The sequence below is a fragment of the Leifsonia shinshuensis genome, from assembly GCF_031456835.1.
GTDB lineage: Bacteria > Actinomycetota > Actinomycetes > Actinomycetales > Microbacteriaceae > Leifsonia > Leifsonia shinshuensis_C.
Genome location: NZ_JAVDVK010000001.1, coordinates 829,773 through 852,252, shown reverse-complemented (window position 1 = coordinate 852,252; position 22,480 = coordinate 829,773). Strand labels below are relative to the sequence as shown.

At 72.6% G+C, this 22,480-nt stretch carries 21 protein-coding genes and 1 tRNA gene; 10 read left to right on the top strand and 12 right to left on the bottom strand.

Translation table 11 applies throughout. From position 1 onward, the window contains the following. Positions 1 to 60 precede the first annotated feature (60 nt). On the bottom strand, positions 61 to 921 hold the full coding sequence (locus J2W45_RS04155; RefSeq protein ID WP_310129247.1) for a DUF1684 domain-containing protein: 861 nt from the start codon (positions 919 to 921) through the stop codon (positions 61 to 63). Positions 922 to 988: 67 nt separating this feature from the next. Further along, positions 989 to 2,728: a bifunctional 3'-5' exonuclease/DNA polymerase gene (locus tag J2W45_RS04150; protein WP_310129246.1), complete on the bottom strand. Its 1,740-nt coding sequence runs from the start codon at positions 2,726 to 2,728 to the stop codon at positions 989 to 991. A gap of 113 nt (positions 2,729 to 2,841) precedes the next feature. Between J2W45_RS04150 and J2W45_RS04145 the strand changes: the two genes are divergently transcribed. Beyond that, entirely contained in the window at positions 2,842 to 3,177 is a 336-nt protein-coding gene (locus J2W45_RS04145) for a hypothetical protein (RefSeq protein ID WP_310129244.1), read from the top strand. Positions 3,178 to 3,302: 125 nt separating this feature from the next. On the opposite strand, the gene J2W45_RS04140 is transcribed toward J2W45_RS04145, so the two are convergent. Then, positions 3,303 to 3,761 carry an NUDIX domain-containing protein gene (locus tag J2W45_RS04140; RefSeq protein ID WP_310129242.1) on the bottom strand — a complete coding sequence of 153 codons (459 nt, stop codon included), beginning with the start codon at positions 3,759 to 3,761 and terminating at the stop codon, positions 3,303 to 3,305. A 76-nt stretch (positions 3,762 to 3,837) separates the two neighbouring features. Between J2W45_RS04140 and J2W45_RS04135 the strand changes: the two genes are divergently transcribed. The 5 genes from J2W45_RS04135 to J2W45_RS04115 all read left to right on the top strand — a co-directional run bounded on the left by J2W45_RS04135 (position 3,838) and on the right by J2W45_RS04115 (position 10,823). Continuing rightward, positions 3,838 to 4,551, top strand: coding sequence for a potassium channel family protein (locus J2W45_RS04135; protein WP_310129240.1), 714 nt, complete (start codon positions 3,838 to 3,840; stop codon positions 4,549 to 4,551). Continuing rightward, positions 4,548 to 5,027 carry an NUDIX hydrolase gene (locus tag J2W45_RS04130; protein ID WP_310129238.1) on the top strand — a complete coding sequence of 160 codons (480 nt, stop codon included), beginning with the start codon at positions 4,548 to 4,550 and terminating at the stop codon, positions 5,025 to 5,027. Before J2W45_RS04135 ends, J2W45_RS04130 begins: the two co-directional genes overlap by 4 nt. A gap of 65 nt (positions 5,028 to 5,092) precedes the next feature. Continuing rightward, positions 5,093 to 5,455: a hypothetical protein gene (locus J2W45_RS04125; RefSeq protein WP_310129236.1), complete on the top strand. Its 363-nt coding sequence runs from the start codon at positions 5,093 to 5,095 to the stop codon at positions 5,453 to 5,455. Positions 5,456 to 5,568: 113 nt separating this feature from the next. Continuing rightward, entirely contained in the window at positions 5,569 to 9,522 is a 3,954-nt protein-coding gene (locus tag J2W45_RS04120; protein ID WP_310134905.1) for a Pls/PosA family non-ribosomal peptide synthetase, read from the top strand. Further along, positions 9,519 to 10,823, top strand: a complete 1,305-nt coding sequence (locus J2W45_RS04115; protein WP_310129234.1) for a M1 family metallopeptidase — start codon at positions 9,519 to 9,521, stop codon at positions 10,821 to 10,823. Before J2W45_RS04120 ends, J2W45_RS04115 begins: the two co-directional genes overlap by 4 nt. On the opposite strand, the gene J2W45_RS04110 is transcribed toward J2W45_RS04115, so the two are convergent. From J2W45_RS04110 to J2W45_RS04080, 7 genes are all read right to left on the bottom strand, one after another. Next, complete coding sequence (locus tag J2W45_RS04110) at positions 10,793 to 11,443, bottom strand: 4'-phosphopantetheinyl transferase family protein (RefSeq protein ID WP_310129232.1); 651 nt, start codon at positions 11,441 to 11,443, stop codon at positions 10,793 to 10,795. The two genes, J2W45_RS04115 and J2W45_RS04110, sit on opposite strands and share 31 nt — an antisense overlap. A 42-nt stretch (positions 11,444 to 11,485) precedes the next feature. After that, positions 11,486 to 12,037 (bottom strand): hypothetical protein, encoded by a 552-nt coding sequence (locus J2W45_RS04105; protein ID WP_310129230.1) that lies wholly within the window; start codon positions 12,035 to 12,037, stop codon positions 11,486 to 11,488. Positions 12,038 to 12,070: 33 nt separating this feature from the next. Further along, on the bottom strand, positions 12,071 to 14,296 hold the full coding sequence (locus J2W45_RS04100; protein ID WP_310129228.1) for a glycosyltransferase: 2,226 nt from the start codon (positions 14,294 to 14,296) through the stop codon (positions 12,071 to 12,073). Positions 14,297 to 14,400: 104 nt separating this feature from the next. Further along, positions 14,401 to 15,639 (bottom strand): MATE family efflux transporter, encoded by a 1,239-nt coding sequence (locus J2W45_RS04095; RefSeq protein ID WP_310129226.1) that lies wholly within the window; start codon positions 15,637 to 15,639, stop codon positions 14,401 to 14,403. A gap of 42 nt (positions 15,640 to 15,681) precedes the next feature. Then, positions 15,682 to 15,755: transfer RNA gene (locus J2W45_RS04090), tRNA-Ile, on the bottom strand. 19 nt (positions 15,756 to 15,774) lie between these two features. Further along, on the bottom strand, positions 15,775 to 17,028 hold the full coding sequence (locus J2W45_RS04085) for a glycosyltransferase (RefSeq protein ID WP_310129224.1): 1,254 nt from the start codon (positions 17,026 to 17,028) through the stop codon (positions 15,775 to 15,777). Between the two features lie 93 nt (positions 17,029 to 17,121). Continuing rightward, positions 17,122 to 18,087: a DMT family protein gene (locus tag J2W45_RS04080; protein ID WP_310129222.1), complete on the bottom strand. Its 966-nt coding sequence runs from the start codon at positions 18,085 to 18,087 to the stop codon at positions 17,122 to 17,124. Positions 18,088 to 18,127: 40 nt separating this feature from the next. Between J2W45_RS04080 and def the strand changes: the two genes are divergently transcribed. Next, a complete protein-coding gene (gene def / locus J2W45_RS04075; RefSeq protein WP_310129220.1) occupies positions 18,128 to 18,694 on the top strand; it encodes a peptide deformylase in 567 nt (188 codons plus the stop codon). 49 nt (positions 18,695 to 18,743) lie between these two features. Here the strand turns inward: def and J2W45_RS04070 are convergent, their stop codons facing one another. Both J2W45_RS04070 and J2W45_RS04065 read right to left on the bottom strand, forming a co-directional pair. Then, positions 18,744 to 19,622 carry a sensor histidine kinase gene (locus tag J2W45_RS04070; RefSeq protein ID WP_310129218.1) on the bottom strand — a complete coding sequence of 293 codons (879 nt, stop codon included), beginning with the start codon at positions 19,620 to 19,622 and terminating at the stop codon, positions 18,744 to 18,746. Between the two features lie 68 nt (positions 19,623 to 19,690). Further along, positions 19,691 to 20,002: an SHOCT domain-containing protein gene (locus tag J2W45_RS04065; protein ID WP_310129217.1), complete on the bottom strand. Its 312-nt coding sequence runs from the start codon at positions 20,000 to 20,002 to the stop codon at positions 19,691 to 19,693. A gap of 187 nt (positions 20,003 to 20,189) precedes the next feature. Between J2W45_RS04065 and J2W45_RS04060 the strand changes: the two genes are divergently transcribed. The 3 genes from J2W45_RS04060 to J2W45_RS04050 all read left to right on the top strand — a co-directional run bounded on the left by J2W45_RS04060 (position 20,190) and on the right by J2W45_RS04050 (position 22,422). Beyond that, positions 20,190 to 20,393 (top strand): hypothetical protein, encoded by a 204-nt coding sequence (locus tag J2W45_RS04060; RefSeq protein WP_310129214.1) that lies wholly within the window; start codon positions 20,190 to 20,192, stop codon positions 20,391 to 20,393. 146 nt (positions 20,394 to 20,539) lie between these two features. Then, positions 20,540 to 21,763 carry a histidine kinase gene (locus J2W45_RS04055; protein ID WP_310129213.1) on the top strand — a complete coding sequence of 408 codons (1,224 nt, stop codon included), beginning with the start codon at positions 20,540 to 20,542 and terminating at the stop codon, positions 21,761 to 21,763. Beyond that, a complete protein-coding gene (locus J2W45_RS04050; protein ID WP_310129211.1) occupies positions 21,760 to 22,422 on the top strand; it encodes a response regulator transcription factor in 663 nt (220 codons plus the stop codon). Before J2W45_RS04055 ends, J2W45_RS04050 begins: the two co-directional genes overlap by 4 nt. The last annotated feature ends 58 nt before the right edge of the window (positions 22,423 to 22,480 follow it).

The following is a 22,480-nucleotide window of genomic DNA, read 5'->3' as shown; positions in this document are numbered from 1 at the left end:
TGCGTTGCCGTGCGTCGGAGATCCGGCACGGGCGAGGACCGGCGCCGGCCGGACCCGGGCTCAGTGCAGCAGCTCGCCCTGCTTGTTGAGGACGTTCTTCTCCCCGGCCTCGATCGGCACCGCGAAGCGGTTCTGCGCCGGCGGCAGCGGGCAGTTGAAGTTGTAGCTGAACGCGCACGGTGGCAGCACGGCGAGGTTGAAGTCGAGGGTGACCGTCCCGTCGTCGTTCGGGACGACGAACAGGAACCGGCCGACCGAGTAGGTGCTGTCGCCGTTCGTGGTGTCCGCGAACACGAGCTGCAGCGCACGGCCGGCCTTGAAGGCGGCGAGGTTGTAGTCGACGCCGTCCTTGGTGAACGTGATCTCGCCGGGGACGACCATGTCGCGGGTCGCGCCGTCGTCCTTCAGGTGCTCGAACCCGACGGTCTTGCCGCCCTCGATGGGGGTGAAGGCCGCCTTGATGATCCACTCGGGGTTGAACGGGAACGCGTCGATCGAGCCGAACTCCTGGATGGCCTCGGAGTCCGCATCCCAGACGCGCAGGGCGTAGTCGCCGTCCTCGCTGGCGATGACGAAGCCGGTCTGCGTGTCGCTGAACCGGATCGCCGACGGGTTGGGGTCGTCCTTGCCGCGTACGATCGCGGACCCGTCCACCAGCACCTCGTCCACGAAGATGTCGTCGGTCGCGGAGGCGGTGACCTTGAGGCCCGACTGCCCCTTCGGCAGCGGCGACCACAGGCCCGGGACGCCCCAGATCGGCTGCTCGGTGTCGGGGTCGCCGGTGATCCACTGCGTGTTCACGAGCGCCAGGTTGCCCTGCGGGGCGGTGACCGCCTGCTCGCGGCGGGCGCGGTAGCGCGCCAGCACGTCATCGGGAGTGGGCTTCGCGGTCTCGTCGCGGGCGGTGGCGGTGTCGGTCATGGTGTCCATCCTCGGTCAGGTCCCCAGTGAGAACCAAGTCCGACACTCGGGCATTCCGCCCGCGGGCTCATTTCGCCTCGGCGTAGCTGTCGACGATCGCGGCGGTCACCGGGAACTCGACCGGGAAGGCGCCGAAGAGCAGCCGTCCCGCCTGCTCCGCGGCTGCCCGGACGGCCGCCGCGACCTCTTCCGCCCGGTCGGCCGGCGTGTGGACGATCACCTCGTCGTGCAGGAAGTACACGAGGTGCGGCGCCTCCGTGAGGGCGGCCCCCGGCGCCAGCGCCGTGAGGCGGTTGCGCAGCTCGGCCATCCAGCACAGCGCCCACTCGGCCGCGCTCGCCTGCACGACGAAGTTGCGGGTGAACCGGCCCCAGTCGCGCGCTCGGCTGCGGGCGCGTCGCTCGTCAGCCGCCGTCGAGTCCGCCGCGAACGCCGCCGCCTGGGCGGCCGCCCAGCCGGTGCCGGGCAGCGGCGAGCTGCGGCCGAGCCGCGACGTCACCTTCTCGCCGCGCTCCCCCGCGCGCGCGGCCTCCTCCACCAGCGCGACGGCCCGGGGAAAGGCACGCTGCAGGCGCGGCATCAGCCGGCCGCTCTCCCCCGTCGTCGCGCCGTACATCGCGCCGAGCATGGCGACCTTCGCGTGCGCGCGCTCGTCCACCGCTCCGGACGCGACGATCCCCTCGTACAGGTCCTTGCCGCGGCCGGCGGCGGCCATCGCCTGGTCGGCGGCGAGCCCGGTGAGGACGCGCGGCTCGAGCTGTGCCGCGTCCGCGACCACCAGCTTCCAGCCGGGATCCGCGACGACCGCCCCGCGCACCTGCTTCGGCAGCTGCAGGGCGCCGCCGCCGCGCGTGGCCCAGCGGCCGGTGACGACGCCGCCGGGCACGTAGTCGGGCCGGAACCGGCCGTCGTGCACCCACGCGTCGAGCCACGTCCATCCATTCGCCGTGAGGAGCCGGGACAGCTTCTTGTACCGCAGCAGCGGCTCGATCACGGGATGCTCGATGCGGCGCAGCTCCCACGACCGTGTGGAGGTGGCCATCACCCCGGCGCGCTGCAGCGCCTTGAGCAGGTCGGGCGGGCTGTCCGGGTTGAGCTCGGGGCTGTCGAGCCCGTCGCGGATGGCGCGGGTGAGTTCTTCGAGCACCGCCGGGCGGCCGTAGGCGGGACGCGGACCGAGCAGGCCGGTGAGCAGCTCGTCGTGGCGCTGGGCGCTGTACGGAAGGCCCGCGTGCTGCAGCTCCACGCCGATGAGCGCGCCGGCGGATTCGGCGGCGAGCAGCAGACGCAGGCGTCGGGGGTCGGCGCTCTGCGCCACGGCGTCCTCCTGCAGGGCGAACTCGGCGCGGGGGTCGCGGCCGGCGGGCGCGCCGACGGTCGCTGCCGAGCCCGTCGCGGAGGACGCGGGATCGTCCGGCGCGTCGTCCAGGTCGAACAGTGCGGTGTGCCGGGGCGCCGCCTCCACCACCGGCTCCTCCATCGCATCCCACGGTCCCGGCTCGGCCGTGGCGAGGGCTGTCGCCGCCGTCAGCGTCGAGGTGCGCAGGATGGCGTGGCACAGCCGCAGGTCGACGCACCGCTCGACCCGGACGCCCGCCGCCAGCAGCGCGGGATACCAGGCGCGCGTGTCGTCCCACACCCAGCGCGGCCGCTCGCTCGCCGCCTCCTCCGCGGCGACCAGACCCGGCAGCCCGGCGAGCGGCACGACGCGGCTGCGCTCGGGAGCCGCATCCGCATCCCGTCGCGCGGACTCGAGCCACGTGAGCCGCGCGGCGTCGCGCCCGGAGCGCTCGAGGAGGATGTGCACCCCTCCATTCTCGGGCCCGCCGCCGACACCCGTCGGCGCGTCTCTTGCGCCCGGCGCAGGGTGTGAGGATAATTCACGGAACGACGATGCCGACCCGAAAGGCATGATCGACGATGACCGTCTACCTGCATGACAGCCAGGGGGTCTGGATAGCGTTCCGGACCGACCCGAGGTCCCGCGACCTGTTCAACCCCGATGGCGACTGGATCGGCTGGTTCCCCTGGGGGGACGACGACGCCGTCACCCCCGAGGGCGACTACCTCGGCACGATCCGCGGCGACCGGCTGTTCGCCCGCAACGCGTACCACTATCGCGGTTCGCCCGGGTATCCGGGCGCCCCCGCGTATCCGGGCGCCGCTCCGTATCCGGGCGCCGCGTCGTACACGGGCCTCCCCGACGACTGCGAGGACGTGCCGAGCTCCCTGCTCTGGCCGCGCGTCGCATCCTGACGCACGCCGCTGCGCGCCGCCGCTTGCGCAACAAGGGGGCGCAACACGCCGTTAAGCGCGCGCCATAACGGCGTGTCTCGACCCCTCGTTGCGCCGCCCGCGGCAGCGGCGACGCACGCGCCGCGCTAGTCCGACAGGGCGGCCAGGCGCGCGCGCAGCGACGGCCAGGACGCGGCGAAGCCCGGGTGCAGCGGCAGCGACACCACCTGGTCGACCGGCACCCAGCGCAGTTCGATGCTCTCGACGTCCGCCATGTGCGGCTCGAACGAGCGCACCGCCTGCGCGACCACCGTCGTGTACGACCAGAAGCCGAGGTCGAGCACGCTCTCGAACAGCACGTGGAGCGCGTCGGGCGGCACCGCCGCCTCCTCGGCCGCCTCGCGGAGCGCACCGTCGACCGCGCTCTCCCCCGCGTGCCGCGCGCCTCCCGGAAGCCCCCAGGTGCCGCCGAAGTGGCTCCAGTCCGCCCGGTGCTGCAGCAGCACCCCGCGCCGCAGGTCGTGCACGAGCAGCCCGGCCGCGCCGAACCGGCCCCAGAACCGCTGGCCGTCCGGCCCTTCCACCCACGCGTCACCCGAGTCCACGTCTCCACGTTAGTCGCGCCCGGTAGGGCGGATGCACGAGGTGTCACACGGGGACGCGCGGTCCTAATGTGATGGCATGAATCTGGAGCGCTGGCGCACAATCGCTGACTGGCCGCTCACGGCGGCCGCATTCCTCTTCCTCATCGCCTACGCCTGGGAGGTAATCGGAGACCTCACCGGGTCGGCCGCGGCCGCCGCAGAGGCGGTGATCGCCGTGACCTGGGCGGCGTTCGTCATCGACTATGTCGTGTGCCTAGTGCTGGCCCCGCGCAGGTGGCGATGGTTCTACACGCATCTTCTCGATCTCGCGATCGTCGTCCTCCCAGCACTCCGGCCGCTCCGCCTCCTCAGGCTTCTAGCCGTGCTTGCAGTGCTCCAGCGAACGGCCGGGCGCGCCTTTCGCGGGCGGGTGATCATGTACGTCGCCGGGGCGGTTGCTTTGCTCGTCTTCACCGCCGCGCTCGCGGTGCTGGACGCCGAGCGATCGGCGCCGGCCTCGCCGATCCACACGTTCCCTCAGGCCGTCTGGTGGGCATTCGAGACGATCTCGACCGTGGGATATGGCGACTTCACGCCGATCACCGAAACCGGGCGGCTGGTCGCCGTGGGCCTCATGGTCGGCGGCGTCGCGACGCTGGGCATCGTCACCGCGACCCTCGCCTCGTGGATCGTCGAAAGGGTTGCGGAGACAGAAGCGGACGAGCGGGCGGCGACGCACGGCGAGATCGTCGCCCTGTCGGCCCAGGTCGCGGAACTCAAAGAACTTCTCGAGGAGAGGGCAGCCTCATGACCGTCCGCAGCGCCGCCCTGCTCCTGTACCGCCGTCGCGCCGGGGTGGAGGTGTGGATCGCCCATATGGGAGGTCCGTACTGGACCAGCAAAGACGAAGCCGCGTGGTCGTTCCCGAAGGGCATCGTCGAGGAGGGCGACCTCGGCGATGAGCTGGCTGCCGCCCGGCGAGAGTTCACGGAGGAGATCGGCACCCCGCCGCCCGACGCCGACTACGTGCCGCTCGGCGAGTTCCCCGGGTCCGGCAAGACGATCGTGGTCTTCGCCGCCGAGAGCGAGTTCCAGCCGGATGCGGTGCGCAGCAACACGTTCGAGCTGGAGTGGCCGCCGCGGTCCGGCCGTATGAGGTCGTTCCCGGAGGTCGACGACGCCCGCTGGTTCCCGCTGGACGAGGCGCGCCCGAAACTGACGAAGGCCCAGCGGCCCATTCTGGACGCGCTGCTCGCGCACCTCGAGGAGGACGCGGAAATCCACTAGCCCGCGAAGCCTCCCGCGCCCGTATGGTTGGCCCCACGAGGGGGCATACCTGCGAAGGAGGCACCGTGGCGAAGAGCAAGGCCGAGAAGGCCGCCGAGAAGGCGCTGATGACGGCGCGCGTCGCCGTCGGCGAGGCCGAACAGGCCGTGAAGAAGCTCGACAAGAAGACCCGGCGGGAGGCCGAGGACCTGGCCGATCGGCTCGCGCAGGCCGCGAAGGACGCGAAGAAGGCGGTCCGCCGCGCCAAGAAGACGGCGGTGGAGGCGCGCACGTCCGCGACGTCGGTGGCCGAGCACGTCGCCGGGCCTGCGTCCAGCACCGGCATCCCGACCTTCCGCGAGCTGCGGGACCGTGCGAAGGCGCGCGGCATCCAGGGCTACTCGCGGATGAACAAGGCGCAGCTGCTGCACGCGCTCGGGGAGGGCTGACCACGTCCGGCGTTCACCGGCGCTTAACCCGCCGCCCGTAGCGTGCGGACGTGCCCGACGTGCCCGACGCGGTCCAGCGACCGACAGCCGACCTTCCGCTCGAGGACGACCCGATCGGGCCCGTCCGCGCCGCGGGTCCTTCTACCGGGCTGCTGCTGCGCGGGGATGCCGCACCTCCCCCGCGGACGCTGATCGACATCCTCACCGACACCGCCCGGCGCTACCCGGACGCCTCCGCGCTGGAGGATGCCGCGGGCGCCTTGAGTTACCGGGAGCTGCTGGCCCGGGTCTGGGCCGGGGCCGCCCGCCTGCACGAGAGCGGGGTGAGCCGCGGCGACCGCGTCGGCGTGCGGATGAGCTCGGGCACCCGGGAGCTGTACCTCGCCATCCTGAGCGTCCTCGCCGCCGGCGCGGCCTACGTGCCGGTGGATGTGGACGACCCCGAGGAGCGCGCCGAGCTGGTCTTCGGTGAAGCGGCGGTGCGTGCCGTGCTGACGGATGCCGGACTCCAGGTGCACGGAGAGGCGCGGCCGCAGCCGGTGTTCGCCGCCGCCGCGCCGCATCCGAGCACCGCCGCCGTTCCGGTCGTCGAACCGCCGACGCCGGAGGACGACGCGTGGATCATCTTCACCTCGGGCTCGACCGGCACGCCGAAGGGCGTCGCCGTCCGGCACCGGTCGGCGGCGGCGTTCGTGGATGCCGAGGCGCGGCTGTTCCTACAGGAGGAGCCGATCGGCCCGCAGGACCGCGTGCTCGCCGGCCTCTCCGTGGCGTTCGACGCGTCGTGCGAGGAGATGTGGCTGGCCTGGGGCCACGGCGCGTGCCTCGTGCCGGCCCCGCGGTCGCTGGTGCGCACCGGCATGGATCTCGGCCCGTGGCTCTCGGCCCGGCGGATCACCGTCGTGTCGACCGTTCCGACGCTCGCGGCGCTGTGGCCGGTGGATGCGCTCGACAACGTCCGGCTGCTGATCTTCGGCGGCGAGGCGTGCCCGCCGGAGCTGGTGAGCCGGCTCGCCGTGCCGGGCCGCGAGGTCTGGAACACTTACGGACCGACCGAGGCCACGGTGGTGGCCTGCGCCGCTCCCCTCATAGCGGGCGAGCCGGTGCGGATCGGCCTGCCGCTCGACGGCTGGGACCTGGCGGTGGTGGATGCGCAGGGCGCGCCGGTCGCGGACGGCGACAGCGGCGAGCTCGTCATCGGCGGCGTCGGCCTGGCCCGCTACCTCGACCCTGCGAAGGACGCCGAGAAGTACGCCCCGATGCCGTCCCTCGGCTGGGAGCGGGCCTACCGCAGCGGCGACCAGGTGCGCTTCGACCCTGATGGCCTGTTCTATCTGGGCCGCGCCGACGACCAGGTCAAGCTCGGCGGCCGCCGCATCGAGCTCGGCGAAGTGGAGGCGGCGCTCCAGCAGCTGCCGGGCGTCTCGGGCGCCGCGGCGGCCGTCCGGCGCTCCTCGGCGGGCAACGACGTGCTGGTCGGCTACCTGGCCGTGCCGGACGCCGGCGCGTTCGACCGCCGCGCCGCGCTGGCGCACCTGCGCGAGACCCTGCCTGCCGCTCTGGTGCCGCTTCTCGCGGTGGTGGACGACCTGCCCGTCCGCACCTCCGGCAAGGTGGACAAGGCCGCCCTCCCATGGCCGCTCGAGGATGCGGACGGCGGTGACGGTGCCGTAACCGACGACCCGATCGCGCGGGCGCTCGCCGACGACTGGCGGAGCGTCCTCGGCCTGCCCGTCTCGGGTCCTGACGACAACTTCTTCGACCTGGGCGGCGGGTCGCTGGCGGCGGCGCAGCTGGTGTCGCTGATCCGCCGGCGGCATCCCGACATCACGGTCGCCGACATCTACGCGACCCCGCGCTTCGGGGCGATGGTGCAGGCGCTGGCCGAGAGCTCGCCCTCGGCGTCCGCCGCCTCCACCCACGTGGTGCCGCCCACCCCGCTCCGGATGCGCGCACTGCAGACCGTGCTCGGGGTGCCGCTGTTCATCCTGGGCGGCATCCGCTGGCTCCTCTACCTGCTGACGGCGGCCCTCCTGCTGCGCCCGCTCGGCGGCTTCGACGTCCTGCCGGTCGTCGACCCGGTCTGGCTGATCGTGGGGCTCATCGTGTTCGTCACTCCGTGGGGCCGCATGGCGATCGCCGTCGTCGCCGCCCGGCTGCTGCTCGCCGGGGTCAAGGCCGGCGACCATCCGCGCGGGGGCGGCGTGCACCTCCGGCTGTGGCTCGCCGAGCAGGTGGCGCACCAGATCGGCGCCGCCAGCCTCGCCGGTGCGCCGTGGATCCTCTACTACGCACGAGCGCTGGGTGCGACGATCGACCGCGGCGTCGACCTCCACACACTGCCGCCGGTCACGGGGATGCTGCGCATCGGCGCCGGCGCCTCCATCGAACCCGAGGTGGACCTCGCCGGGTACTGGATCGACGGGGACGTCGTCCGCATTGGGGAGATCCGGATCGGCGCGGGCAGCGCGGTCGGCGCGCGCAGCTCGCTGATGCCCGGCACCAAGATCGGCCGGAACGCGACGGTCGCCCCCGGCTCGGCGGTGTTCGGCCGCGTGCCCGCCGGCCAGAACTGGTCGGGCTCACCCGCCGTGCGCGTCGGCCGTGCGCACGACTGGTGGCCGGCCGAGCGTCCGCCGCGGCGGACCCGCTGGGTGGCCGCGTACGCGCTCGCGTCCCTGGTCGTCTCGCTGGTCCCCGTCGTCTCGCTCGCGGCCGGCGCGGCGGTCGTCGCCGCGTTCGTCCGCGGCGCCGCATCGTGGGGCGACGTCGCCGCCCGGGCTGCCGCCGGCCTCGTCCCGGGCACCCTGGCGGCCGGGCTGGTGCTCGCCGTCAGCGTGGTGCTGTTCGTGCGCCTGCTGGGCATCGGGATGCGCGAGGGCGTCTACCCGGTGCGCAGCCGCGTCGGCTGGCAGGCGTGGTCGACCGAGCGGTTGCTCGACCTCGCGCGCACCGTCCTCTTCCCGCTCTACTCCAGCCTCTTCACCCCCGTCTGGCTGCGGATGCTCGGAGCGCGCGTCGGCAAGGACGTCGAGGCGTCGACGGTGCTCCTCCTCCCCCGGATGACCCGCATCCGCGACGGCGCGTTCCTCGCGGACGACACGCTTGTCGCGTCGTACGAGCTCGGCGGCGGGTACGTGCGCATCGCCGCGGTGGACATCGGAGCGCGCGCCTTCCTCGGCAACTCCGGGATGGCCGGAGCCGGCAACCGCGTGCCGCGCGACGGCCTCGTGGCCGTTCTGTCGTTCGCCCCGCGCAAGGCCAAGGCCGGGTCGTCGTGGCTCGGCTCCCCGCCGGTGCGGCTCCGCCGTCAGGCCCAGGATGCGGACCTCAGCCGCACGTTCGAGCCCCCGACGGCCCTGCGCGTCGCGCGCACCGCGTGGGAGCTGCTGCGCATCGTCCCCGTCTTCGTCACGTGCGCGATCGGGCTGGGCGTCGTGATCGGGCTCGGGGCGATCGACACGGCGTGGGGAACCGTCTGGGCGGTGGTCCTGAGCGGACCGGTGCTCCTGCTCGCGGGCGCGGTCGCGGCGGGCGTGAGCACCGCCGCGAAGTGGGCGCTGCTCGGCCGGCTCAAGCCCGGCGAGCATCCGCTCTGGTCGTCGTTCATCTGGCGCAGCGAGGTCTCCGACACGTTCACCGAGATGGTGGCGGCGCCCTGGTTCGCCTGGGCGGCGGCGGGAACGCCCGCACTGGTCTGGTGGCTGCGCAGCCTCGGCGCCCGCATCGGCACCGGCGTCTGGATCGACAGCTATTGGCTGCCGGAGGCGGATCTGGTCACGCTCGGGGACGCATCCACCGTGAATCGGGGCTGCGTCGTGCAGACGCACCTGTTCCATGATCGAATCATGAGCATGGACCAGGTCACCATCGAACGCGGCGGCACGCTCGGCCCGCACAGCGTCATCCTGCCGGCCGCCGACATCGGACCGGAGGCGACCGTCGGACCGGCGTCGCTCGTCATGCGCGGCGAGACGGTCCCCGCGGGCAGCCGCTGGAGCGGCAACCCGATCGGCCCGTGGCGCGAGGTCGTGGTGCGCGAGTACCGGGCGCGGGTCGGCGGATGACGGACGCCCCACCGCACAGCTACCTGCCCCGGTCGGGCACCCACGACTACTCGGTGCTGAGCTACGACCTCGACCTGAACTACCGGGTCGCGACCAACCGGCTGGACGCCACCGCGGTCATCCGTGGGCGCGCCACCGTCGAGCTGCGCGCCGTCGTGCTCGACCTCGTGCACCTGAAGGCGAAGCGCGTGCGGCTGGACGGCCAGAAGCGCGTCCGGTTCTCGCAGAACGCCACGCATCTGCGCGTCCTCCCGGGATCGCCCATCCCGGCTGGCGCCGAGTTCACGGTCGAGGTGGCCTATGACGGCTCCCCCGCTCCGCGGCGCACGCGCTGGGGCTCCCTGGGCTGGGAGGAGCTCACCGACGGCGCAATCGTGGCGGCGCAGCCGTCCGGCGCGCCAACGTGGTTCCCCTGCAACGACCGGCCGTCCGACAAGGCCGCCTACCGCATCCGCGTCACCACCGAGCAGGCATACACCGTCGTCGCCACCGGGGAGCCGACCAGCCACAGCGTCGGCGGCGGACGCGGCACCTGGGTCTTCGAACGCGAGGAGCCGACCGCGACCTACCTCGCGGCCGTGCAGATCGGCCGGTACACCCTCGAGCGGAGGCACACGGCCGGTGTCGAATGGGCTGTCGCCTACCCGCCCGCGCTCGCCCGGCGGGTGCTGCACGACTTCGAGCCGGTGGGGCGGATGCTCGAGAGCTTCCAGGAGCTCTTCGGGCCCTATCCGTTTCCGTCGTACACGATCGTGGTCACCGAGGACCCGCTGGAGATCCCCCTCGAATCGCAGGCGATGGCGACCTTCGGGTCGACGCACGCCGACGGGCGCGGAGGGTCGGAGCGGCTGATCGCGCACGAGCTCGCGCACCAGTGGTTCGGGAACAGCGTGGGCCTCGCATCCTGGCACGACATCTGGCTCAACGAGGGGTTCGCCTGCTACGCCGAGTGGCTGTGGTCGGAGGCGTCCGGCGGGCTCTCTGCGGCGACGCACGCCCGCGCCCACCACGCCCGGTTGCGGATCGCGCCCAGGGACCTGCTGCTCGGCGACCCGGGACCGGACGCGATGTTCGACGACCGGGTCTACAAGCGCGGAGCCTGCCTGCTGCACGCGCTGCGGAACCGCATCGGCGACGAGCGCTTCTTCGGCCTGCTGCGCGAGTGGACGCGAATCCACCGCTTCGGGACGGTCACGAGCGCCGACTTCGAGGCGCTGGCCGAGCGCGTCGCCGAGGAGCCGCTGGGGACGTTCTTCGACGAGTGGCTGCGTCAGACGCGGCTGCCGTCGCTCTCCGGGTAGAGGGTGGCGGGGCGGCCCGGCGTGCCCGCCGCGCCACGCCCGTCCGCCGGAGGCAGCAGCTCGGCGACGGTGACGACGCACCCCGCGGCGTGCGTGGTGCGCACGCGATATCGCCGGTCATCGAGCCGTGCGCGGCGGAATCCGAGCCGCACCTCGCCGGGTGCGACGCGAAGGCCCCGGCCGTCGGCCTTCAGCACCGCCTCGGCGGCCGTCCAGCGGCGAAGCGGATGCGACCGGCCGGGCGCGAGGGCGTCGATGGCGGCGAGCCGTGCCGGCGGGGTCATTACGGGCTCCGCGTCGATGCCCACCGGGGTGCGGGACGCCACGGCGAAGGCCGCGCCGGCGGCGTGCGCGAGCGAGAGATAGAGCGGCGCCTCGGCACCGGATGCCGTGGGCCGACCGTGCGAGCGGCCGCAGTCCGGGCAGGTGGCGTCGATCAGGATGTCGCGCTCGCCCAGCCGGGCGGCGGCCAGCAGCAGGGCCGACCGGCCCGCGAGCAGACGCCGTTCCGCGCCCGCGTCGTCGCTCAATGCGGCGAGGCGGGCGCGGTCGCCGGGCGAGAGCGCCGCGACGATGGACGGGTCTGCGGTGTCGTAGGGCACCACGACGAAGGGGGGCATCGCGTCCTCCGTCCGTGCGTTCGACGGACCGATGCTACGGGATCAGCGGCCGGTCGTGCTGCTGCCGTCGTCGAAGCGGGGCGCCTCGTGGCGCGGCCCGCGCGCGGCGGAGTCGTCGACCGGAGCGGCGGGAGCGGCGTCGGGCGCGGTGTTCGCCGGGGCGGTGCCGGCGGGTGCGGTCCCGGCGGGCGCTGCGCCTGCCGCGGCGCGGTCGTCGGCGGCACGCGAGCCGTCGTCGACGCGGTTGCCGTGGCGGTCGGTGCGCACGTCGGGGTCGACGTGGTCGGCCTTCCGCAGCTGCTCATCCGACTGGGCGCGCGCGTCGGCTGCGGCGGACTCGCGCTCCTGCGCCTCACGGCGCAGGCGCTCCGCGTCAACCTCGGCCTGCTTGGCATCGGCGGCGGCACGGGCGGCCTTCGCCTCGCGCTCCTGCGCATCGAGCTGCGCCTGCGCGGCGTTCTGCCGCATCTCCTCGGCGCGACGGCGGTCCGCCTCGCGCTTGCGGTTGCGGCCGACGGTGGCGGCGATGATGGCGATCACCACGATCACGACCACCACGACGACGATCAGGATGATCCATCCAGTTGTGTTCATGACGCGTCACGGTACTCCGGACGCGCGGAATAGCTAGGGGATTGAACGATCCGCCGTCGTGAGCGTGCGCGGCGCGAGCGGCACGACCCAGTTCTCGTCCGAGTAGTCGTCTTTGTACACGGCGAGGCGGGTGAAGCCGACGACCGAGCGCCAGGCGTCGCCGAAGCGGAAGCGGCTCGAGCCCGACTCGTGGCCCTCGGCCAGCACGACCGGCACCTCCACCACGCGCAGTCCCTGCTGCTCCGCGGCGAGCACCAGCTCGGTGGTCCACATGAGCCCGGACTCGCGCGAGACCACGGCGAGGGAGCGGCACCATTCGCCGTCCGCCCAGATCGTGCCCTGGCTGTCGCCGACGCGCGACTGCAGCAGCGCCTCGCGGAGGAAGCGGAAGATCTTCGACTGGACCGACCGCCGCCACGACCGGCGGACCTGAGACTCCGGGTGCGCCTTGGACCCGATCGCCACCATCACGTCGTCCGGCAGCCGGAGGAACTGCTCATAGTCCGACATCCCGAACGGCAGGTCGTCGGCCGTCAGGAGCACCCGGCGGCCGCGGCTCGCCAGGGCTCCGGTGCGCAGAGCCTCCCCGAGCCCGGGCGGCGACTGCCGGAGCACCAGAGACGGCGCTCCCGACCAGGCGGCCTGCTCCTGCTGCAGCAGGTCCCAGGTGCCGTCGGTGGAACCGTTCTCGACGACGATGATCTCGTCCTCCGCCGTGAGCTGCTCGCCGAGCGTGGCGAGCGTCGCGCCGAGCACGCCCGAGCCGTTGCGGGTCGGGACGACGACGCTGAGGCGCACCGTCGACTCCGGGAGCGGCGCCGTGGGCAGCGCGCGCGAGCTCAGCCGGTTGCGCTCAGACGCGCGCACGTGCGACGGCATCGAGGTCAGCGACCACACGAGTCCGCCGAGGGCGATGGCGACGAGCACGCTGAGGGCGGCGGTGAGCTCCGAGTAGTAGTACAGCAGCGGCATCACCAGCACCGGCGGGATGAGCCCGATCAGGATGGTCGGGATCGTCACCGTGATGGCCGCGCCGAGCGGCCGTCGTTGCGGAGCCCTCCTCATCAGGGCGAGCACCAGCCCGACCAGGATGAAGACCAGCATGGCGCCGAAGTGCTTGACGACGTAGAGGAACTTCTGGAGGTACAGCTTCGCGACGGTCAGCGGGTGCGCCTTCACCTCGTCGAGGTAGAGGTCCTTGAGGATCAGGTCGTACTTCTCGCTCGCGATCACGACATCCGGGTCGATCGCCTTCGCCTTGTCCCAGCCGAACTGGTCCGACCAGACGATGCCGAGCGGCGAGGGCTGCCCGGTGATGGGCTGCGGGTACGAGAGCCCGAGGTAGAGCGGGTGCCAGGTGCCGTGGGCGTTCGGCAGATTGTCCATCGACTGCCCGGTGGCCTGCGCACGCGCGGCGTTGAGGCCGGTCATGGTCGCGCTCTGCAGCCCGATCGTCAGGGCGATCGCGGTCAGCGCGGCGACGATGCCGGCGACCCAGCGCCACTTCTTGCGGGTGTGGAGCCACCAGAGCACGCCGACGGCGGCCGCGATGCCCATCCCGGACAGCGACCGCGACAGGTTGCCGATGGTGGCGAGCACGACGAAGCCGAAGCTGACCGCGATCAGCAGGCTCGTCCGCAGCCGGAAGGTGCAGAACAGCACGAGGAGCGAGAGCGAGACGAACGCGATGGATGCGGCGATGCCGTAGAGCGCGTAGACACGCGTCGTGCTGACCGAGTCGGAGAGGCCGTACTCGGTTCCCGCGAGGATCGTCCCGTTGTTGAGCAGCCACATGAGCGGCGGAAGCAGCACCACCGCGTAGCCGGCCCGCGCGCGCTTGAAGATGCGGGCGACCGCCGTCGGCAGCCAGAGGAGCGGCAGCGCCACCAGGAGCGCCTCGGCGATCCCGAGCCCTGGGTACGGGGACCCGGAGTGCGTCACCAGGCTCATCAGGCTGGCCACGATGTACGCGCCGGGGTCGTCGTCCCATGCGGCGGAGACCCAGGGACCCGGCGACGCGACCTGGGTGTAGTTGGAGCCCGAGTTGACGGCCTTGATGAGCAGCGTGCCGGTCTCACGGAAGGCGTCGTAGGTCGCGCGCAGTTCGTGGTCGCGCGCGGAGTGCCAGCCGAGCGCGGGCATGTTGATGACGACGATGAACGAGACGACGCTCAGCACGACGCCGACGAGGATGAGGAAGATGCTCGTAGAGCGGGGCCACAGCCGGTTGATGGACGTGCCGTCTGGGGTTCGGGACATGTGTGGAGCAGATTCCTCGGCTGATCGTGGTGCCCGCTGGAGGGGCCGCTGCGCTGTCTTGGGCGTCTGTCGAACGCTCCGGGGAGTCTACCAGCGAGCGAGGATCACTCCGGTGTCGAGGCCAGGGCCTCCGCGATCACCGGACGTCCCTTCGCGCGGCCTCGGCGCAGCTCGACGGCGATGCCGACGACGACCAGCACGGCGGCGATGCCGGAGCTGGTCAGGACGATCGAGGTCACCGACTGGTGGGACCAGAGGGAGACCACGACGATCTGGCAGACCAGCCCGATCGCGGTCAGGATGCCGAGCGCACGCGCCCGCGACGAGAACCCGGCGTACAGGATCACCTGGACGATCGCGAACAGGCTGCCCTCGAGGGCGAACAGCCAGGCGAGGGAGGCGAAGTCGGCGTACTTGTCGCCGCCGATGATCCACACGATCGGCACGGCGAGCACCGCGGTGCCCGCGGTCGCGACCACGCCGATCGCCGCCGACATTCCCACCGCGACGGCGAAGGCATGCCGCATCGTCCCGGCCGTCATCTTCGGGAAGAACACCGTTATGACCGCGTACGGCAGGAAGAAGGCGATCTTCGCGACCAGCGCGCCGAGCGCGTACTCCCCCGACCCGTGACCGTCGAGGAAGATCCGCGCGAGCAACAGGTCGGTGTTCGACAGGGCGTACAGCGCGACCAGCGTGCCGGTGGTCGCGGTCAGCTCGCGCACCAGTTGCGGCGTGAGCCGGCGCTGCGGACGGACCGGCCCGGCGAACCAGACCGCCGCGACCGTCCCGGCCAGGCTGCCCATCAGGATGCCCGCGCACGCGGACGTGACGTCCGGCGCGATCGCGAGCGCGACGATCCCGCCCGCCGCCCGCAGAACGCCGATGGCCGCATAGGCGTAGCCGTAGTGGCGGTGGCGCTCGTCGCCCTGCACGAGGCCGAGCGCGCCGAATCCCGGGATGGAGGCGGCTGTCGCCAGCAGCGTGAGGATCACGGCGGCCGGCGGCACCGTCAACAGCGCGGCCAGCGGCCACGCGACGGCCAGTCCGGCGACGGCGATCAGCGCGGTCAGCCGCAGCCCGAGCGACACGACGGCCGCACGCTCCTCCGCGCCGCCGGCCCCGGCCGCAGCCACGCGCCGGGCGGCGACCGCCTGCACGCCGAGCGCGGCCGTCCCGCCGATGATCGACACGCTGAGCATCGCGCCGAGGGCGCCGTATTCGGGCACGCTCATCCAGCGGGCGGCGAACATCGAAAGGAGATAGGAGGCCGCATTGGCCAGCATGGTCGCGGCTCCGACCAGGAGGATGCCGCCCGCCAGGGCCCGGCGGGACTGATTCACCCGAGGGACTCTACCAGCAGCCGCCTCGGCGGCACGCGTGCGTAGGGCGGACGGGACTTGAACCCGTGACCGAGGAATTATGAGTTCCCTGCTCTGACCAGCTGAGCTACCGCCCCGGTCGCGCGACGGCCCCGGTCACTCCGGGGCGGACACGCTGGAGGCCGCTTCCGTCTCCGGGTCGGCCACCGGCTCACCACGATACAGGCTTTCGAAGGTGCTGATCGTGGTCTGGATGTCGTGCGCCGCGACGATGCGCAGCGACGCGTGCTTGAGGCGGTCGAGCTCCTCCTGGGGCAGCGTGAGGACGCTCTCCAGCTTGTCGGCCAGGTCCTGCGCGTCGCCCGGGCGGAACAGGTGCCCGTTCTCTCCGTCGTGCACCAGGTGGGGAAGCGCCATGGCGTCGGCGGCCACCACGGGGAGGGCGGAGGCCATGGCCTCCATCGTCGCGATCGACTGCAGCTCGGCGATCGACGGCATCGCGAAGACCGTGGCCCGCGTGTACGCCTGGCGCAGCTCCTCGTCGCTGACGTAGCCGAGGAACTCGACGCGGTCGGAGATGCCGAGCGTCTCCGACATCGTCTGCAGGTTCTTCAGCTGGTCGCCGCCGCCCACGATCTGCAGCCGCGCATCCAGGCTCTCGGGCAGCAGCTTGACCGCGTTCAGGAGGACGTCGATGTGCTTCTCGCCGGTCACGCGGCCGACGAACAGGATGCGGTTGGCCGTGCGCGGGGAGAAGTCGGGCGTGTAGTTGTGGGCGTCGATGCCGCAGGAGACCGCGTGGACGCCGCGCAGGCCGGTCGACGCCTCCAGGAACTCGGCCGCCTTCCGCGTCGGCGTCGTGACCGACTCGGCGCGGTCGAAGCTCTTCCGGGCGTCGGCCCAGGCGAGCTTGACGAAGGTCTTGCGCAGGAACTTCGGCAGCAGCGTGAACTCGACGATGTTGTCGGCCATCACGTGGTTGGTGGCGACGATGCGGATGCCGCGCTTCTCGGCCTCCGCCGCGAGACCGCGGCCGACCACGATGTGCGACTGGAAGTGCACGACGTCCGGCTTCACCGCATCCAGCACCCGACGCGCGTTCGCCTTGCTCATCCAGGGCAGGGCGAAGCGCAGCCAGTCGTGCGGGTACCAGCGCCAGCTGCGGAGCCGGTGGGCGGTCATCTTCTGACCCTCGTGCTCCTCGATCCACGTGCCGTGGGTGCGGCTGGCCGCGGGGGCCACGATGTGCACGTCGTGGCCGCGCTCGACGAGGCCGGCGGCGAGGCGCTCGGCGAAACGGGCGGCGCCGTTGACGTCGGGTGCGAAGGTGTCGCACCCCATGACGATGGTCAACGGCTTCTTGACTGCCGGGGCGGGCGGGGTGGGATGCGGTCCGCTCGTATCAGGCACGTGGTTCGTTCCCTACGGTCGTGGGCTTCGGATGGCGAATCCGGCGACGGCGTTCGCGGCCCGGGCTCGTGTTCGCCCGGTCGGTTCAAGCGCTTAGTCTAAGCCGCTTTGGCTCGCCACGTCCGTAATGCGGTCGGCCACCGGCGCGTCCGAGGCGCTCTGCGGGTGGTACTTCGCGAGCCGGAACACGCCGAGCACGGCGACCGCGCCGGTCAGGGCGAACCCAACCATCGCCCACCACGGCGCACCGGCCGCCTCGTTCAGGACGACGATGCCGATCGTGACGGCGACCATCGGGTCGATCACCGTGAGACCGGCGATGACGAGGTCCGGCGGGCCGGACGAGTAGGCGTTCTGCACGAAGTAGGCGCCGAGCACGGCGGCGAGGAGGAGGGCGACGATGCAGGCGACGAGCAGCCAGTCCCACTCCTGGTTGGAGATGCGGTCGATGGCCACCTTGGCGAGCGTCGCCACGAAGCCGTACAGCACGCCGGCGCCGACGATGTAGATGATCGCCTTGAAGCGGTGCCGCAAGAATGCGAACAGCACGCCGAACGCGATGAGCACGACTGCCAGGATGATCAGGATGACGACCAGCGCCCGGCTGGTCACCGGCAGGTCGCGCGCGAAGACGGCGGCCAGCAGCACGAACGCGCCGACACCGCTCACGCACAGGGTGACGGCGATCACCGACTGGTGGTTGAGCTTCACACCGCTCACCCGGGCGTTCAGGATGCTGGTGATGACCAGTCCGACGACGCCGAGCGGCTGCACCAGGATGATCGGCGACAGCTTGAGGCTGACCAGCTGGAAGACGATGGAGAGACCGAGCAGCAGGGTCCCGATGACCCATGACGGCCGCGCGAGCAGGAGGCCCAGCTGGCGCGCGTTCAGCCCGCTCTCTGCGCGCCCCGCGGTGGCCTCGACCTTCGCGACACCGTGGTGCTGGAGCTGAGCGCCGACGGACAGGAACACGGCACCGACGAGCGCGACCGGGATGCCCAGGAGCTGGCTGGGCTGATAGGACAGGTCGAAAGCGTCCATCAGTTCCGTACCCACCCCACGACCCTACCGGGAATGATCCGGATAGTCTTGCTGAATGGCCGTCCTCCCCATCCGGATCACCGGTGACCCCGTCCTGCACTCCCCCGCCCGCCCGGTCGCGGAGATCGACGACGAGATCCGCTCGCTGGTGGCCGACATGTTCGAGACCATGGATGAGGCCCCGGGCGTCGGCCTCGCGGCGCCCCAGGTCGGTGTGCCCCTCCGCCTCTTCGTCTACGGCTGGACGGACGACGACGACGTGCAGCACCGCGGTGTCGCGATCAACCCGACGCTCTGGCTCAGCCCGGCGGCCGTCGGCGAGCCGGACGAGGACTCGGAGTCCGAGGGGTGCCTGTCGTTCCCCGGCGAGCGGTTCCCGCTGCGCCGGTCGCAGAGCGCCATCCTGCAGGCCACCGACCTCGACGGCGCCGCGTACGAGGTGCGCGCCGAGGGCTGGCTGGCCCGCATCTTCCAGCACGAGTACGACCACCTCGACGGCATCCTCTACGTCGACCGGCTGACGCATCCCTACGGCAAGGCCGCGCTCAAGACGCAGCGCAAGAACAGCTGGGGCGTGCCGGGGCTCAGCTGGCTGCCGGGGCGCGACCACCTGGAGGACTGACCCCGCCCGCCGCGGGCAGCGGCAGAGGGCGGCACCAGCGCGCGCAGCGTCAGCGCCGGAGGTCGACCCCGTGCACGCCGTTGTGGTGGCGGAGAGCCGGAAACACCACCGACAGGGTGAAGCCGACGCCCGGGATGGTCTGCGCGGTGAGCGTCCCGCCGAAGAGCGCCGCCCGCTCGCGCATCTCGATGATGCCCGCGCCCTCGTAGTGCTCGGTCAGCGCCTCCACGTCGTCGCGGATCGTGTACGCGGTCGCCTGGTCCACGCCGTCGCGGTCCAGCCCCAGCCGGCGGGCGGCGGCGCGGATGCCGTCGTCCTCAACACTGACCTGGAGGCCCTCCGCGGTCCACGAGAAGGCGACGGACGCGTTCGTGCCGGGTCCGCCGTGCTTCAGCGCGTTCTCGAGGCTGGTCTGCAGGATGCGGAACACCGCGAGCTCCGCCCCCTGGCGCAGCTCGAAACGCTCCCCGTTCTCGTGGAACGTGACCGCGAGCCCGGCGTCGCGGAGCACGCGGAACAGGTCGCGCGCCGAGTGGAGGCTGGGCTGCGGCAGCGCCGCATCCTGCGCCTCACGGGCGACCGCCTGGAGCCGGCGGAGGTCGCCGAGCGCCTCGCGGGCGGCGCTCTCGAGCGCCCCGACGGAGCGGACGGCCGCCGCGGGGTCGGCATCGGCCGAATAGCGGACACCCTCCGCCTGGGACACCAGCCGCGAGACGGACTGGATGGCCACGTCGCCGAGGTCGCCGACGATGCGGAACCGTCCCGCCTGCTCGGCGAGGTCGAGTTCGCGGTCGATGCGGTCCCACTCCGACTCCTGACGGGTGTCGCGCAGCCGGATGCGGCGGGCGCGCTCCGTGAGCCACAGAACGAGGAAGAGGATGGCGGCGACGGCGGCCACGACGGCGGCCACCAGGGCGACGGCGTCCATCGCTCCTCCTCTCCGCCGCGCGCTGCGCGGCCCGGTCGATCCTACCGGGCCGCGCGGAGCGGGGATCCTCAGGCGCTGTCGCGGTTGGCGCGCAGCACCTCCAGGCGGGCCCGGTACTCCTGCTCGTCGATGTCCCCGTTGGCGTAGCGCTGGGCGAGCGTCTGCTCGGCGGAGCGGGTGGCGCCGCGCGGGCCCCAGCCGTCGTAGCCGCCGCGCATCGCGGCCGCACGGCGCCACCGGCGACCGGCGAATCCGAAGATGAGGACGAAAACGAGGATCCAGAAGATCGGGATGAAGATCCACCACCAGCCGACGAACGGCGGGCCGTAGGCGACGACGCACGGAGCGGCGGCGACGGCGGTGGCCAGTGTGCTGAGCATGATGTGTCCAATCGATGAGGGTCCGCGACTCTCGCGGACAGCACTGTCAGCCTCGTCCGCGGCGCGCTCCGGCGAATCCGCCGGCGGGTGCGACGCTGCCTACTCCCCCGGGAGCACGCGGAGCGTCGCCGCGGCACGGGAGGATGCCCCCTGTCGGAGCTCCGCCGCACCGACGTACGATGCGCGCATGGACCAGGACGAGGCACGGCACGACGACCACAGCACCGAGGAACCGGACGACGAGGTCGCGGCGTACGAGAACGACGACGCGGAGAACCGCGAATCGCTCGAACGGGAGGCTGGCCTGACGTCGTTCGGCGGCCCGACCTTCGGGCACCTGTTCGATCGCCATCCGGACGACGGCGGCTTCAACGCGCAGAACAACCCGTGAGGCGCCCGGGTACTCCCCCGGGAGTACCCGCGAGACACCGATCGGCCGACGTCCGCACAGGAGCGCGTGGCTAGCATGAGGAGATGCCCTGGAATGCGCCCGCCGATCGAGGCGCGGACGCGCGCTCCGGAGGTTCGGATGCCTCGGTGAGCGCGCCGACCGGCGGCTGGGGACGGCCACCCTGGACCGACCGCGGCCGGCCCCGGGGTGCGCGCTGGTTCGCCGTCATCGTCGCCGTCCTCATCCAGCTGCCGGGGGTCGTCCTCGCGGCCCGGGACGCGGCGACGGATCCCGTCGCCCTCGGTTTCACGCTGCTCGCCTTCGCCGCCTCCTTCCTGCTCCTCGCCGGGCGCAGCCATCCCGGTCTCACGGTCGTGCTGGTGGCGGCCCTGTGCGCGCCGGCGATCGCGGTGACGACGGGCCCGCCGTTCTCGGCGGTGCCGCTGGCGTTCGCCGTCGTCGGTGCGGTCGTGCGCGGCGCCCGGGTCTGGGCCTGGTGGACGCTCGCCGGCTTCGCGGTCGCGGGTCCGGCGGCCGCCTATCTACTCCGCGGGCAGCCGGCGGCCATGATCCGGCCACTGATCGTCGCTCTGCTGCTGTGCCTCCTGGTCGGCGTGGGCGAAGCGGTCCGCAACCGGCGGGAGCGGTACCGGGAGGTGGCCCGCTCCGTCGCGGCGCGCCGCGAGGCGGCGGCGGAAGCCGAGCGGCTCCGGATCGCCCGCGAGCTGCACGACGTGCTCGCCCACTCGCTGTCGCAGATCAGCGTGCAGGCGGGGGTCGGCCTCCACCTGTTCGACTCCCGGCCGGAGAAGGCGCGCGAGAGCCTGGAGGCCATCAAGACCACCAGCAGCCAGGCGCTCGAGGAGGTGCGCGGGGTGCTCGGCTTCCTCCGCGGCCCCGACGGGTACGCCGCCCGCTCCCCCGAACCCGACCTCGCCCGCGTGCCCGTGCTCGTTGAGACGTACCGGAAGGCGGGGCTGACGGTCGACTACCGGCCCGACCTGCACTCCACCCCGTCCGCCGCGACCCAGCTCGCCCTGTACCGAATCGTGCAGGAGGCCCTCACGAACATCGGCCGCCACGCGCAGGCCAGCCGTGCGACCATCCTGCTCACGGAGGAACCCGGCTGGTACGTGCTGAGCGTGCAGGATGACGGGCGCGGCCTGCCCGGCGATGTCGCGGACGCCGACACGGGCAGCACCGGGCGCGGGATGCTCGGGATGCGCGAGCGCGCCGAGCTGCTCGGCGGCACCTTCGACGCCCGCACCCCGGCCGAGGGCGGTCTGCTGCTGGAGGCGCGCCTCCCCGCCGCTGTACCCGCCGCGTCGTCCCGTCCGTCCTCGCCGTCGCATCCGGGCGGCCTCTCGTGATCCGCGTCGCGCTGGCCGATGACCAGCACCTGGTCCGGGCCGGCTTCCGTGCGCTCCTCGAGGCGGAGGACGACATGGACGTCGTCGGCGAGGCGTCGACCGGCCACGACGCGGTGGAGCTCGTCCGCCGCGAGCACCCCGACGTGGTGCTGATGGACATCCGGATGCCGGACGGCGACGGCCTGTGGGCGACCGGCGAGATCGTCGGCGACGCGGCTCTCGCCGGCACCCGGATCGTGATCGTGACCACCTTCGAGCTCGACGAGTACGTCGCGCAGGCGATCGTCGCGGGCGCGAGCGGCTTCCTCGTCAAGGACACGGAGCCCGTCGAACTCATCCGCGCGGTGCGCGTGGTCGCGGCCGGCGACGCCCTGCTGTCGCCCGGCGTGACCCGGCGGCTGATCGAGCGCGTATCGGGCGGCCTGCGTCCCGCCCCCGACTCTGCGCGGCTCGAGCAGCTGACCGAGCGCGAGCGCGAGGTGCTGGCGCTCGTCGCGCACGGACTGACCAACACGGAGATCGGCGAGCGGCTCTACCTGAGCCCGCTGACCGCGAAGACCCACGTGTCGCGGATCATGACGAAGCTGGATGCGCGCGACCGCGTGCACCTGGTCGTGCTGGCCTACGAAACCGGCCTGGTGCAGCCGGGCTGGCAGTAGCCGCCGACGGTCGCCGGGCAACGAGAAAACCCCCAGTCTTCCGCAGAAGACCGGGGGT

What these genes read in the sequence shown, in the direction of transcription:
- J2W45_RS04155 (WP_310129247.1), bottom strand. Translation starts at nt 921, where the DNA reads ATGACCGACACCGCCACCGCCCGCGACGAGACCGCGAAGCCCACTCCC.
- J2W45_RS04145 (WP_310129244.1), top strand. Translation starts at nt 2,842, where the DNA reads ATGACCGTCTACCTGCATGACAGCCAGGGGGTCTGGATAGCGTTCCGG.
- J2W45_RS04135 (WP_310129240.1), top strand. Translation starts at nt 3,838, where the DNA reads ATGAATCTGGAGCGCTGGCGCACAATCGCTGACTGGCCGCTCACGGCG.
- J2W45_RS04130 (WP_310129238.1), top strand. Translation starts at nt 4,548, where the DNA reads ATGACCGTCCGCAGCGCCGCCCTGCTCCTGTACCGCCGTCGCGCCGGG.
- J2W45_RS04115 (WP_310129234.1), top strand. Translation starts at nt 9,519, where the DNA reads ATGACGGACGCCCCACCGCACAGCTACCTGCCCCGGTCGGGCACCCAC.
- J2W45_RS04110 (WP_310129232.1), bottom strand. Translation starts at nt 11,443, where the DNA reads ATGCCCCCCTTCGTCGTGGTGCCCTACGACACCGCAGACCCGTCCATC.
- J2W45_RS04105 (WP_310129230.1), bottom strand. Translation starts at nt 12,037, where the DNA reads ATGAACACAACTGGATGGATCATCCTGATCGTCGTCGTGGTGGTCGTG.
- J2W45_RS04100 (WP_310129228.1), bottom strand. Translation starts at nt 14,296, where the DNA reads ATGTCCCGAACCCCAGACGGCACGTCCATCAACCGGCTGTGGCCCCGC.
- def (WP_310129220.1), top strand. Translation starts at nt 18,128, where the DNA reads ATGGCCGTCCTCCCCATCCGGATCACCGGTGACCCCGTCCTGCACTCC.
- J2W45_RS04070 (WP_310129218.1), bottom strand. Translation starts at nt 19,622, where the DNA reads ATGGACGCCGTCGCCCTGGTGGCCGCCGTCGTGGCCGCCGTCGCCGCC.
- J2W45_RS04065 (WP_310129217.1), bottom strand. Translation starts at nt 20,002, where the DNA reads ATGCTCAGCACACTGGCCACCGCCGTCGCCGCCGCTCCGTGCGTCGTC.
- J2W45_RS04060 (WP_310129214.1), top strand. Translation starts at nt 20,190, where the DNA reads ATGGACCAGGACGAGGCACGGCACGACGACCACAGCACCGAGGAACCG.